Origin of the sequence: Shewanella atlantica (assembly GCF_003966265.1) — a bacterium.
GTDB lineage: Bacteria > Pseudomonadota > Gammaproteobacteria > Enterobacterales > Shewanellaceae > Shewanella > Shewanella atlantica.
Map to the genome: position 1 here is coordinate 997,100 of NZ_RXNV01000001.1, position 12,695 is coordinate 1,009,794.

The 12,695-nt window shown below is 43.0% G+C and carries 11 protein-coding genes; 2 read left to right on the forward strand and 9 right to left on the reverse strand.

The window, feature by feature from the left end:
• Positions 1-67: 67 nt before the first annotated feature.
• The 5 genes from EKG39_RS04335 to EKG39_RS04355 form a co-directional block, all read right to left on the reverse strand.
• Positions 68-1,699 carry an ABC transporter permease gene (locus EKG39_RS04335; RefSeq protein ID WP_126504495.1) on the reverse strand — a complete coding sequence of 544 codons (1,632 nt, stop codon included), beginning with the start codon at positions 1,697-1,699 and terminating at the stop codon, positions 68-70.
• A gap of 250 nt (positions 1,700-1,949) precedes the next feature.
• Positions 1,950-2,957 (reverse strand): Fe(3+) ABC transporter substrate-binding protein, encoded by a 1,008-nt coding sequence (locus EKG39_RS04340; protein ID WP_126504496.1) that lies wholly within the window; start codon positions 2,955-2,957, stop codon positions 1,950-1,952.
• Positions 2,958-3,180: 223 nt separating this feature from the next.
• The gene (locus EKG39_RS04345; RefSeq protein WP_126504497.1) at positions 3,181-3,774 is read right to left on the reverse strand and encodes a glutathione S-transferase N-terminal domain-containing protein; all 594 of its coding nucleotides are present in this window, start codon (positions 3,772-3,774) and stop codon (positions 3,181-3,183) included.
• 66 nt (positions 3,775-3,840) lie between these two features.
• Positions 3,841-4,590, reverse strand: coding sequence for a ferredoxin--NADP reductase (locus EKG39_RS04350; RefSeq protein ID WP_126504498.1), 750 nt, complete (start codon positions 4,588-4,590; stop codon positions 3,841-3,843).
• A gap of 415 nt (positions 4,591-5,005) precedes the next feature.
• A complete protein-coding gene (locus EKG39_RS04355) occupies positions 5,006-5,590 on the reverse strand; it encodes a DUF5610 domain-containing protein (protein WP_126504499.1) in 585 nt (194 codons plus the stop codon).
• Positions 5,591-5,731: 141 nt separating this feature from the next.
• On the opposite strand from EKG39_RS04355, the gene EKG39_RS04360 reads away from it, so the two are divergent.
• On the forward strand, positions 5,732-6,271 hold the full coding sequence (locus tag EKG39_RS04360; RefSeq protein ID WP_126504500.1) for a phosphoglycerate mutase family protein: 540 nt from the start codon (positions 5,732-5,734) through the stop codon (positions 6,269-6,271).
• A gap of 567 nt (positions 6,272-6,838) precedes the next feature.
• On the opposite strand, the gene EKG39_RS04370 is transcribed toward EKG39_RS04360, so the two are convergent.
• Complete coding sequence (locus EKG39_RS04370; protein WP_126504502.1) at positions 6,839-7,102, reverse strand: hypothetical protein; 264 nt, start codon at positions 7,100-7,102, stop codon at positions 6,839-6,841.
• A 136-nt stretch (positions 7,103-7,238) separates the two neighbouring features.
• Positions 7,239-9,011, reverse strand: coding sequence for an ABCB family ABC transporter ATP-binding protein/permease (locus EKG39_RS04375; protein ID WP_126504503.1), 1,773 nt, complete (start codon positions 9,009-9,011; stop codon positions 7,239-7,241).
• Positions 9,012-9,385: 374 nt separating this feature from the next.
• Here EKG39_RS04375 and EKG39_RS04380 point away from each other — a divergent pair, with 374 nt between their 5' ends.
• Positions 9,386-9,562 (forward strand): hypothetical protein, encoded by a 177-nt coding sequence (locus EKG39_RS04380; RefSeq protein WP_012141285.1) that lies wholly within the window; start codon positions 9,386-9,388, stop codon positions 9,560-9,562.
• Positions 9,563-9,718: 156 nt separating this feature from the next.
• On the opposite strand, the gene aroG is transcribed toward EKG39_RS04380, so the two are convergent.
• The gene (aroG, locus tag EKG39_RS04385) at positions 9,719-10,777 is read right to left on the reverse strand and encodes a 3-deoxy-7-phosphoheptulonate synthase AroG (RefSeq protein WP_126504504.1); all 1,059 of its coding nucleotides are present in this window, start codon (positions 10,775-10,777) and stop codon (positions 9,719-9,721) included.
• Positions 10,778-11,458: 681 nt separating this feature from the next.
• Positions 11,459-12,625: a tetratricopeptide repeat protein gene (locus EKG39_RS04390; protein WP_126504505.1), complete on the reverse strand. Its 1,167-nt coding sequence runs from the start codon at positions 12,623-12,625 to the stop codon at positions 11,459-11,461.
• Positions 12,626-12,695 lie beyond the last annotated feature (70 nt).

Sequence of the window (12,695 nt, forward strand, 5' to 3'; positions counted from 1 at the left end):
ATGAATGAATAACGAGGACTACAGCAAAAGTTACTGTGAACTCCATAAATCGGCCAAATAAGGCCGTTTAGCTTTCCTGTTCCAAAGAACGATTGAGATAGATAAGCGGGACTAAGCCCACCAATACAATAACAATTGCGGCCAGTGCACCATGTTCAAGTTGTTCATCTGAAACAAATTGATAAACATAGGTCGCCAGATTCTCAAACCCAACGGGTCTAAGTAATAAGGCAGCGGGCAACTCTTTCATACACTCAATAAACACCAAGAGTAACCCCGCAAAAATCCCCTTTCTCAACAAGGGGAGGTGAACCCGACATAATAGTGCCTTAGGCTTTAAGCCCATGGTTATCGCGGCCATATCCAATGAGGGGGAGATTCGTTTATAACTGCTTTCGACACTACCGATGGCGATAGCGGAGAACCTGATACAAAAAGCGAAGATGAGCACAAATACGCTACCGGTAAATATGAGGCCTGGTCCCCGATATCCCAGATACTCGTAGAGATCATTTACAGCAAAATCGAGATAGGTCAAGGGTACCAGAATACCGATAGCTAAGACGGTTCCCGGCAATGCATAGCCTGTCGATGAGAGGCGTGAAGGCAGTAGATCGGACTTTCTAGGACTGATTCTGCGAATAAACATCAAGAGCACGCCGATGAAAACAGCAATGACACTAACGATTGCGGAGATATACAGGCTGTTCAGACTGTATTCCCAAAATTCGCTGCTCCAGCTCTGCTCAAAATACCCCCAGGCATAGTGAAACAAGATCATAAATGGCAAAAGAAATGAGAAAAAGAGCAGTAACCAGCAATAGCCACTGGCAAGATACGCATTCCCCCCTTTAAGCAGGTATCGCTCATCTTGATTAACACCCGTTTGTTTTTGGAATAATTGCTGCTTTCTTCGTGCAAATCGCTCAAAGCCTATCATGGAGAAAACCACAAGCAGCATGATGGCTGACAGTTTAGCTGCCGCCGACAAACTGCCATATTCAAGCCAAGTGTCATACACGGCGGTGGTCAAGGTGGGGACGGCAAAATAACTCACGGTCGCAAAATCAGCCGCAGTTTCCATTGCCACGAGTGCGACACCGACGGCTAAAGCCGGCCTTGCCATTGGTAAACTAAGGCGCCAAAAGCTCCGCCAAGGTCCACACCCCATGACTCGACTTGCATGTTGCAGGCTTGATGACTGCTCCATAAATGTGGTTCGAGCGAGCAGATAGATGTAGGGGAATAACACCAAGGCAAGCATCAAAGATGCCCCGCCTAAACTCCTCACCTCGGGAAAATAATAATCTTGTGGCGACTGCCAGACAAACAGTTCACGCAATAATTTTTGCAACGGTCCCGCATAATCGAGCAGGTCGGTATACACATAGGCAACCACATAAGCAGGCATCGCCAATGGCAATAACAGTGCCCATTGAAAAATATTACGCCCGGGGAAATTACACTTTGCCACTAACCAGGCAGCAGGAATAGCAATGAGAAGAGAGCCAAGACAGACCCAAAACATCAATAACAAGGTATTGGCGATATAGGTAGGCAAAACAGTCTCAAGCAGGTGACTGAATACAGCCTCATCCGGCACCAATGCCTGTGCGATAATAGCAATGAGTGGCAATGTGATGATTGCTGCGATCAGATAACCACTCACCGACCAACTTCTTGATAAACCTAAAATCATGATTATACCAATTTCATTAAATTTGTTATCAATTCAGAGCCACAGGGTGGCTGATGTTACAGTAAAGAGTAAACCCGGCATGCTAGGTTCGAAGCTTTTAATATAGAGTATTATCTATGACTCAATTATCGACTATCAACCTAAACTCAAACTTAAATAAGAATGATTATAATTCGAAAAGTGCACGACTGGCTCACAAAATAAAAAAGCCTCCCAGAGGAAGGCTATTTTTGTAGGGCAAAGATGGGAATTAAAGGTCGAATTTAACCTGATCTAACAGCTTTACCGCAGCTTTGTGATACTCGGCAAGCTTGAAGATAGGAAGGCTGTCGGCCTTAAAGCCACCCCATGATGCGACTAACTCTGAAGGATTTACATCCGCATTTATCGGATACTCATAATTCACTTCAGCGTAGGCTTTTTGAGCCTCATCACCGGAAAGGTACTCCATCAATTTAATGGCGTTCTCTTTGTTCGGTGCATATTTAGCTAATGCCATTCCCGATACATTGATGTGGGAACCACGGTTAGCCTGATTCGGAAAGTTTATCTCAACAGACTCAGCCCATGGCACTTGCTTGGGATCCTGAAGCATTTTTCCCAGGTAGTAACTATTTCCTATGGCGATATCACATAAGCCCTCTTTTACCGCTTTAACCTGAGCACGGTCATTGCCCTGAGGTTTACGAGCTAAGTTGGCTTTCACCCCCTCTAACCAGCTTCTCGTTTCGGCTTCACCATGGTGAGCAATCATAGAGGCAACCAGAGAGATATTGTAAGGGTGCTTCCCGCTTCGGGTACAGATCTTACCCATATATTTAGGGTCTGCAAGATCCTCATAATCTATGGCGAGTTTCCCCAGTCTCTCCTTAGACGAGTACACATTCCGAACTCTCATCGTAAGTGAATACCAACTATCATCAGGGGAGCGGAATTTTGCAGGAATATTATTATTTAAAACTTCACTCGATGCCGGCACCACTAAGTTTTTATCTACCAGCTCCATCAAACGTGAGAAGTCTGATGTCAGAACGATATCGGCAGGGGACAGTCTCCCTTCACGTACCATGCGCTCTGCAATGCCCTTCTTGGAAAAAACGACCTCGACATCGACCCCCGTTTCTTTAGTAAAGTTTTCCAGAATAGGGTCAATCAAAAATGCTTGTCGATATGAATACACAGTTAGCTTTTCAGCCGCATTAGCTGCTGACGTTAAGCAAACCAAGCCTAATATGGACAAACTTCTTGCGATCTTCATTTACACATCTCCCTCACAACACTGGCAACGAATTAAGTAATGATAATTATTATCAATCGCGATAAGAGTAATAAATCCACAACAAATGAGCAAGCAGTATCGGAAGAAATGTTAACTTAACAACATATCCCCCTAAAAGAGCTAAAAACATGGGCTAACGTCTGTCGTTAAACCAAGGTTCACAGAAGATACAAAGGATAGTCAGCTATATCGCAGGCTCGTCTCAACAGGGTCTGGTACTAACCATCGCCGGTTCGGTTTCAAAATCTGAAAGCCAGCTGGAGATCGCAGGCGCAAGCTTTCGCCAACTGATATCAGGATGCCTGAAATCCAAATACTCTAATAAACAGGCTAGACTGATCTGCTGAATAACCAAACGAGGCCTTGATATCACACCTGAACGCTCGAGTTGTTTTAGCCCTCTAAACAGGGCCTGTTCATGTCTTGCTGCCCAAAATAGAGACCGTTTCCCCTCTTCTCGCATCTGCTCCTGTCTCAATGCCACAGCGCTATCTAACATTCCCTTGATTAATGAAAAGTGGCTTTCGTTTCTCCAATCATGAGGGCCCGCTCCAAATAACTGGCTCCTGCCAAATTCAAAATCAAAGAAGCGTAATATCACCTCACTATCATAAATGGCAGAGCCGTCACTGAGCTGAAGACAGGGGATCTTTCCCAGGGGGTTGGCTTGAAGTAATGTCTCGCTATTATCGAATGGATCTGTTTTTAACTCATCTATGCCCTCAATTTCGAGATAGCGAATAACTACCCGAACACAGCGAGCATAGGGCGAAGCATCTGAATAGAAGAGTTTCATTTATCAATCCTTTGAGCCGAGAGTTACAAGTAAAAATGAACATACTAAAAGCAGTCAAACTCTAGTTTACCAATATTTCTCTTGAGTTATCTGGCCAGGTTTACGGCGAAGATTCTTAGTTAATCCCCTCTGTAAAAGGATATTATTCGCATCACGAACCATCTCAGGGTTACCGCACAGCATAATTTGAGATTCTTCCGGGCTAATAATAATGCCGGCAATTTTTTCAACTTCTCCTGATTGTAAACCTGTCGAAATTCGGCAACTCATCGAACCAGGATACTGCTCACGCGTGACGGAGAGCACCAACTTGAACTGCTCAGGATATAGCACCTCCATCTGTTTTAACTTCTCGAGATAAGCTAAATCTTTTACCTCTCTGACACCGTACACCAAAATGACCTTCTCGAATCTCGACCAGGGTTCAAGGGTGTCTAACATTGAAATAAAGGGGCCAACTGCGGTGCCGGTTGCCATTAGCCAGAGCTGCTTACCCTCTGAAGAGGAGACGGGGATTTCATCTAAGGTCATAAAACCTGTGGCTTTTGGCGACACATCTATAAGTTCGCCGACGGTGAGTTGTTGCAGGTTTGGAGATAGTTGTCCGTCGGCAACAGCAACTGCAAGCACCTCAATAAAATCACTGCCAGGCGCATTGACGATAGAGTAGGCCCGGCCAACTCTTTTATCATCGATAATCTGGCTTAACTTAATAAATTGACCCGCGATAAAAGGTTCAATATCGGCTTTAATTTTTAATGAAAACAGCTTGTCATTCCAATCGATTCGTTCAATGACTTCACCCTCAATCCACATCCAAAGCTCCCACCCACAAATCTTATCTAATTTATCTTTAACATAAACGGCAAATTGTGGCTAGGGCCTGTTGACCTTTCATGATTGTTTTTGCAGCGAGTTGTTGACCTTTACTCTTTATCTATGAAAGTTAGGCGGAGCTTGTGTGGTATAGTTATTCTCGGTAACGGCCCTGCATTACTCTCGATAATTGCTCCTGCATTATTCTACCTTCGCCCATCCATGGTCTCATACCTTCTGCATCTGACACCCACGGTCTTAAGTGTTCCAGACACTTTAAAGACATTTCCCATATCCCTACGGGTCAGGGGAGGAAATGTCTTACTTTGTATGGAACAAAATAGACCATGCAGTCGTACATAAATAAGCGATAAAAAAGCCTCGGGTGAGGCTTAAAAGAAGATGTTCACCAACGTTATGCTTCGGTATCGTCACCGATGTTAAAGCTGTCTCTAAATGCTGCCAACCCCTCTTGAACCAAGGAGTAAGTTTGTTCAACACCAGATTCGATATCTCCCTCCAGAACCTGAAGGCCAGTCAAAATATCCTTAGCTTCACTGAACCCCTGATCGATGGCTCCGCCAATAATATCCATAAACGAATTGAGCTGTTCGTCGAAATCCATATTGGAATTTTGTTCCTGATGAAAAACAAAAAATTGAGTCGCGAAACTAACAATTCTATCTGCCGTCGCTTCCGGAGAATGATCGACGCCACGCTCAAAAGCTGACTGAGTCGCGTTCTCCCCCATAGTGGGCGCTAATATTTCATCGATTGCTTCGATGGCCGCACGGTATAACAACACCATAGGCTCATCAGCAGAGCTTAGGTTAACCTCTTGCTGGTCAACAAGAATTTGCTTGTTAACCATCTGCCTACTCGCAGCGAATGCAGTTTGCCCTTTGGCAACTTCAGATACCGATTTACCATGGTTCTCAGTTGACTCAGTTTTATTGCGAGCTACTTGTGACACCTCTGCGCCATGATTACGAATTTCCATTACAGCCTCTCAAAAAGATATTTCCACTTAACTATTATCGGCTATTTTTTAATCTACTTTAGGATTTAATCATAATAATTTCTGTTTTATTAAGCTGCGATTAGCTATCGTTACAAGCCCCCCCCCAAAAAAAAGAGCAACATGATGAGACTGTTAATTCTGTGCCTCGGCCTTATTTCTCTGATCCCTAACGGGTTATACGCTAAAGAGGTTCAAGACTCTATATCGTCAATGGCTAATAAAATTATCGTTTTAGTCAGGCATGCTGAGAAAGCTGCATCGAGTTCCAAAGATCCGAGTCTTAGCCTAAAAGGCGAGTTACGGGCGAAATCTTTACTTTCCACTCTCGAGAAGACACAGCTCAGTGGATTGATCGCCACACCATTTAAGCGAACACAGGAAACGCTTCATCCAATGAGTGAACACAGGGAGTTACCTGTGATGATTATTGATATTAATTCCGGCATAACTGCACATATAGAAGCAACCGTGAAAACAATTCAAGCCCAAACGGGTAACGTATTGGTTGCGGGTCATTCAAATACGCTCCCATTAATTATCTCTGCTCTGGGTGGGCCGGAAATCGATCCTATCGATGAAGATGAATACTCGAATATGTACATTATTTCGCTATCAGAAACTAACAAAGTAGAGTTATCACATACATCTTATGGTCAATAATAAGGAATATCCGGAAAAATGGGCCTGAAGCAAACATGATTTATCAGGCATATTCCTTATCCCTAAGAGCCTAAATAATATTCACTTAATAAAATCGAAAAACAATAACAACCAAACACGAGCTGGATCAATTAATAAAAAACAAATCCGTGCTAGACGTTTCGGGTTTTATGCTTCAGAATCCATTGATGCGGGTAACTAACGAATTCAGTTAGGAGAAAGCACATGGAGGAGTTTGAATTGGGTTTAGGATATGTAAGCCAGATACCATCAACGAAGAAGCGTTCTTTAAGTTGTCAAAACTGCGAACGTTTGACTGTTATCGAAGGGGAAACGGTTTGCTTCAGACAGGGCGAGGTGATCAGGCTTCATCGGTTAGATGAAGAGCCGGCCAAGTTCCGCTTGTCATGCGATGGCTGGCGCTCGAAATAATCAACCTCGAAATAGTCAACTAAGATAAATAAAGGCATTCCACAAAAATCTGAGTGCTAACCTTGATAACAATATCAATATCAGCACTACAATACATCAGGACTAAAACCTCATCAGGCTAAGCATGAATAAGGGTTACGCCCTCATCATACCGGCATAATCGTTTGCCGAAAACTTCGTTTCACGAATGATACCGTGCAATTCCAGGTTAGGATTGATTTTGGCTAAGCTCAGACCCCTTGTCGTGACTCTCATTCCGGATGTTAATTCAAGGTATACACCCATCAGTTCATCTTGCTGTAAACCACGCTTCTTCAGGGTTGCCATAATGGCTAACCAATCCGTATCTACGCAGCTCGTCTGACCTTCTATGTTGACTTGTAAAGGAATATTCTTCATCACTATCATCTCGCCATAGTCGTTATTGGTTAATACTGGATATTATACAAACGTAAACTGAACCTATGCTGAACTATTAGCCTATTTATAGCGATCCGCGATGGTACCAAATAGAACTATGGTTAAAAGTAGCTAATCATTGATTCTGTATATTCCACAGTTTGGCATACAAACCATTATTGGCTAACAGAGATAGATGATCACCGGTTTCAACGACCTGACCTTTACTCAACACAACAATTTGATCTGCATCTACAATGGTTGACAGTCTATGGGCTATAACCAAACTAGTATGGCCTTTTGCCACCTCTTTCAAGGCATTTAAGATAGCCTGCTCAGAATGGCTATCCAGAGAAGAAGTAGCCTCATCAAAGACCAGCAGAGGGGACCCCTTGAGTATGGCTCTGGCAATAGCGACTCGCTGTTTTTCTCCGCCTGATAACTTTAAGCCTCTTTCACCCACCTTTGTATGCCAACCATCGGGCAGTGCCTCAATAAAATGAGAAAGATGAGCCATCTTAACCGCCGCAGCTATCTCCTCATCAGTCGCATCGGGTCTACCATAACGAACATTTTCTAACAGTGAATCATTAAATAACACCGTGTCTTGCGGCACAATAGCGATAGCTTGTCGCAGCGCGTCCTGGGTTAATTCATCGATTTTTATGCCGTCCAGAGAGATGCTCCCCGATGACACCTCATAAAAGCGAAAAAGTAACTTAACTATGGTCGACTTACCTGCGCCACTATCACCCACAATTGCAATCTTCTGCCCGGGCAAGACAGTAAAGCTAACACTATTCAAAATAGGCCTGGTATCGTAACTAAAACAGACCTTGTCAAACTTCAATTCTCCACGGGAAAGCTTAATAGCTTTAGCATCGACTTTATCTTCAATAAGAGGAACACGATCCAGCAGGCCAAACATTCTCTCGATATTGGCCAGCGCTCCCCGTATTTCACGATAGACAAAACCTAAGAAGTTAAGTGGAATAAAAAGTTGCATCATAAACGCATTAACCAGTACGAAGTCACCTATGGTCATGGTGTTTTCAACAACATGGTAAGCAGCGAGTGCTAACATTAAGGTCATAGCTACAGAGATGATTAATGCCTGCCCGGCATTCAGTGCAAAAAGAGACAGGCGGTTTTTTCGCTTTGCATCTTCCCAATCGGCTAATGCACTATCGTAGCGATTGGCTTCATAGGTTTCATTATTAAAGTATTTAACCGTCTCATAATTAAGCAGGCTATCGATTGCACGAGAGTTGGATCGAGAATCAGCCCTGGCAGCCTCTCTAACAAACTCCGTTCTCCACTCAGTCGCAAAAATTGAAAATAGTCCATATGCCGCCACCGAAGCTAAAGTTATCGCAGCGAAGGCGATACCATAATTATAAAACAGGATCCCAACAACCAAGGCTATCTCCAGAATTGTTGGCACGATATTGAACACCATAAAACGCATCAAAAAATTGATGCCACTGGTCCCTCTCTCAATATCTCTGGATAAGCCACCAGTTCTTCGCTCCAGGTGAAACTCTAAGTCCAATCGGTGAAGATGTTCAAAAACGGATAGCCCTAACCGCCTTATTGCACGCTCGGTTACTCTGCCAAAAAGCGTATCCCTAACCTCAGAGATCAAGGTATTAAGTAATCGCAACGACCCATAAGCGATAACAAGGGCAATCGGCACACTGATCATCTGCTCTGCTGAGGCCGAGCTTAATGTATCGACCAATTCCTTCAACACAAATGGCAAAGAAACACTGGCGATTTTAGCAATTATCAAGCAAAGCAGTGCTAAGCCCACTCTCGATTTGAACTCGAAAAGATACGGCCAAAGTAACTTAAGGACTTGCCAGTTCAATTTGTCTATTGGGCCATCGAAATAGAGAGAGGGACGCATGAAAGTTCCATTTATTAAAGAGTGGCAGTGTTAGGTGATAGCTCTTGCTATACCGATTGGTATTCAGTCAAAGAGCCCCGCTAAAAATAACGGCGAAGATAATCCTCGCAACTACAGAAGTAGCACTTTAGACTGACAAAAGTTGATATTCAAACCAACAAAAGAACTAGTAAACGCTTTTTTATTTGTAAATATGCCAGATGACGGCAAATCTTGTTAAACATAAGAAAATAATTTGATATTCTTTTGATCTATACCTAAGTCGCATATTGATACCGACTTCATCATCAAACCGTCTAGGTATAGGAATCATTCGGGCGAATAAGGTAAGGGAAGCCAATCTCACCCTTAATTAGCTATTAAAGGAAACTTACATGCTGGATTCATCAAAATCTCAATATCCACCACTGCCTCTTATCCAAACTTGGATATGGATGATGACCCAATCAGGTGATAGTGATATTCAACAAAAAGGTCAAAATAACCTTATTGCTTCGTTTGGCAGCCTTGCAAAAGCCAATGAATATCTGGTCAATCACAATCAAGATTAATAGGCTCATCCGACTAAAGCTATAGACAATTAAGCACAATCAAAATATCTATAACTAATTAATAATACATGTTTTTATGTGGAATGAGAATTTTTTGACTAAAAAGGAGGCATCAGCCTCCTTTTTTTACTTTCGAGTCGTTAATCATAATTCCATTTATTTCGACGACCTGCGAGCCTCCACGCTCTGTGAGAGGGTTGCCATTATACTTTCAGTATCATCCCAACCAATACAAGCATCGGTAATACTTTGGCCATAACACAATGGCTGACCTTCGATATAGTCCTGTCGACCTTCGATTAAGTTACTCTCAATCATGACACCAAAAACACTCTGGTTACCACCGCCTAGCTGAGACGCAACATCTTCACCAACCAACAACTGACGCTTAAACTCTTTCGAGCTATTTGCGTGACTAAAGTCGATCATCACATTGAGATCTAGGCCGGCCTTATCTAGCTGACTACTAATCTCAGCAACATGTTCGGCACTATAATTAGGTTCTTTACCACCACGGAGTATGATATGGCAATCAGGATTGCCCTTGGTCTCAACTATCGCTGAATGCCCATATTTAGTCACCGAGAGGAAGTGATGCGGCGCACTTGCAGCCCCTATGGCATCTATGGCTACTTTAATAGTGCCGTCGGTGCCATTCTTAAATCCGACTGGACAAGATAGCCCGGAAGCCAATTCACGATGAACCTGAGACTCGGTTGTTCTTGCCCCAATCGCTCCCCAACACATAAGGTCTGCGACATACTGAGGCGTGATCATATCGAGAAACTCACCGGCAGTAGGAATACCAATATCATTGAGATCCAGCAGTAATTTTCGAGCAGTTCTTAGGCCGTCGTTTAACTTAAAGCTACTATCCATGTATGGGTCATTGATCAAGCCCTTCCAGCCGACAGTGGTTCGTGGCTTTTCAAAATAAACCCGCATAACGATCTCAAGTTGATCTTTATATTGCTCACGTAATTTAACGAGTTTCTGACCGTACTCCAGAGCGGCTTTAGGATCATGAATAGAACATGGGCCAACCACAACTAAGAGGCGATCATCTTTTTTTCTCAAGATCTGATGTATGCTCTCGCGCGCATTAAAAACCGTAGCCGATGCGTTCTCTGTCACCGGAAATCGCTCAAGGATCGCGACTGGTGGCAATAACTCTTTAATCTTATTAATTCGAACATCATCATTTTGGTAATACATAGTAATTAATCTACTCCGGCTAACGTTTAAACAAAGGTCTCTCAACAGCGCTACTAAGTTCAATTTATCCAGTATTAGATTACAATGCAATCAAGATATGTATAATTAACAAAATTACATACTAACAGGCTGATAATTATAGTTATAATTTTTCAAATTTTATAATATACATTCCATTTTACGATCCTGACTGCTGTTATTTTGTTGCATAATACCAATTGCATTAAGTACATGACCATTCAGCGAGAATTCAAAGCTCTGTAGGCAAGGGCTATATTTGTTCCTGCAATATAGACATACGCCACATCCATGTGGCTATAAGATGATTGAAGCTAATAGTTATTCTCGGCAACAAGCTCCTGCGTTGCTCTACCTCCTGCATCTGACCTCCATGGATGCAGGAAATGTCTTATTTTGTATGGAACAAAATAGACCATGCAGTCGTATATCGAAAGCATCCAGTGCAGCATAAAGGGCTTTGCCCTTTGCTTTAAACATCAGTCGCACTACGTGAGCCCTAACGCTAAGCTGGATTCCCGAAACCTCATGTAAACCAAAGCATATAAGCCAAAGAGGGAGTATTAACGGCCAGGTAAGATAGAATTGTATTTAGGACTAATTATGCTGTGACCCTCCCAGGGCCACAGACAGCTAAAAATAGAGGAAGTATATTTATTGAAATTAATGGCTCTTCATCGCATGCAATTTGGACTGATAACGTAATTTATGACTCTCATCGTGAGTGAGACTCAAGGCCTTTTGCATATTCTGCTGCGCTCGTCGTTCGTCACCGGTTTTCCAATAAGCCCTAGATAACCCGAAATAGAATTCATGTCGATAATCGGCCTTAGCCACCGCACGTTTATACCATAGCAAGGCATCTTGATACTCTTTATCAAAATAGGCTTGCTGAGCCATATCATAGTAATAATAGGGGTTTCCTATGCGTTCCAGTTCCAGCCTTTTGTGAACCAATGCCCACTCCTCCAACCTATTCTGATCCCCCAGCATTACCGCATAATTATACAAGGCGTTCATATCGTTAGCATTAACAGCTAATGCGAGCTTATATAGAGTTTCAGCCTCCAGCTCTAAACCTTTGTAACGATACAGCACAGCCAAAGTATTCAACGCGGGTACAAAGTCGGGTTTTTGTTGCAAGCCCATTTTTAACAAACCATAAGCCTTATCATAATCCCCCATAACCAGAGACTCTGCGGCTACGTTGTTATAAAACATAGCTATCACAGTCTGCTTACTGATTTTTTTCTTACCATAGCCACGTACAGCCCGCTCAGGTAGGAAATCAACCTGAATAGCCCGCTTCCTCACATGCACAGTATCGCTATTTCTGGGAGGCAGCAGCCTCAAGTTAATGTGACCATTAACAAGATAAAAATCCCCTTGCTTATCCCATACGGGCGGTACCTCAACCTCTTGAAATTCAACTTCGACTTTAAGCACATCGGCTAAAGCTGAAGTTAATAACACCAGAGATAAGCAGTTACCCGCACGTTCATTAAAAGTTTCACTGGGGACTCTTGTCATATTGTCACGATATTGAAAGGCCCCCTCTTCGGCGTTTATATATTCCGCTAACCATTCATTAGCAGACACGTTATTTGCGCGTTGAATATTATTCCGCGCCAGTTCACGCCTTAGCTCACTACTCGCCTCGGATGGAAGTTTAAACAGATCATTCGGCTGAGGAAGCCTTGCGACATCCTCAAAGTAATCATCATAAAAATATTCTTCAATATTACTGACAGAAGTACGCTGTGAAGTGGCGCTGCATCCCTGAAGGACGAGCAAGAAAAGCAGGCTGATGACTGAAAGGAATTTTTCCATTGGAATCCAACTTAGAAACTTCAATACCCTAGCCCTAGCTTATGACATTGGACAAAGAACAAGCAACAGC

What these genes read in the sequence shown, in the direction of transcription:
- EKG39_RS04360 (WP_126504500.1), top strand. Translation starts at nt 5,732, where the DNA reads ATGATGAGACTGTTAATTCTGTGCCTCGGCCTTATTTCTCTGATCCCT.
- EKG39_RS04335 (WP_126504495.1), bottom strand. Translation starts at nt 1,699, where the DNA reads ATGATTTTAGGTTTATCAAGAAGTTGGTCGGTGAGTGGTTATCTGATC.
- EKG39_RS04345 (WP_126504497.1), bottom strand. Translation starts at nt 3,774, where the DNA reads ATGAAACTCTTCTATTCAGATGCTTCGCCCTATGCTCGCTGTGTTCGG.
- EKG39_RS04340 (WP_126504496.1), bottom strand. Translation starts at nt 2,957, where the DNA reads ATGAAGATCGCAAGAAGTTTGTCCATATTAGGCTTGGTTTGCTTAACG.
- EKG39_RS04350 (WP_126504498.1), bottom strand. Translation starts at nt 4,590, where the DNA reads ATGTGGATTGAGGGTGAAGTCATTGAACGAATCGATTGGAATGACAAG.
- EKG39_RS04375 (WP_126504503.1), bottom strand. Translation starts at nt 9,011, where the DNA reads ATGCGTCCCTCTCTCTATTTCGATGGCCCAATAGACAAATTGAACTGG.
- EKG39_RS04355 (WP_126504499.1), bottom strand. Translation starts at nt 5,590, where the DNA reads ATGGAAATTCGTAATCATGGCGCAGAGGTGTCACAAGTAGCTCGCAAT.
- EKG39_RS04380 (WP_012141285.1), top strand. Translation starts at nt 9,386, where the DNA reads ATGCTGGATTCATCAAAATCTCAATATCCACCACTGCCTCTTATCCAA.
- aroG (WP_126504504.1), bottom strand. Translation starts at nt 10,777, where the DNA reads ATGTATTACCAAAATGATGATGTTCGAATTAATAAGATTAAAGAGTTA.
- EKG39_RS04390 (WP_126504505.1), bottom strand. Translation starts at nt 12,625, where the DNA reads ATGGAAAAATTCCTTTCAGTCATCAGCCTGCTTTTCTTGCTCGTCCTT.
- EKG39_RS04370 (WP_126504502.1), bottom strand. Translation starts at nt 7,102, where the DNA reads ATGAAGAATATTCCTTTACAAGTCAACATAGAAGGTCAGACGAGCTGC.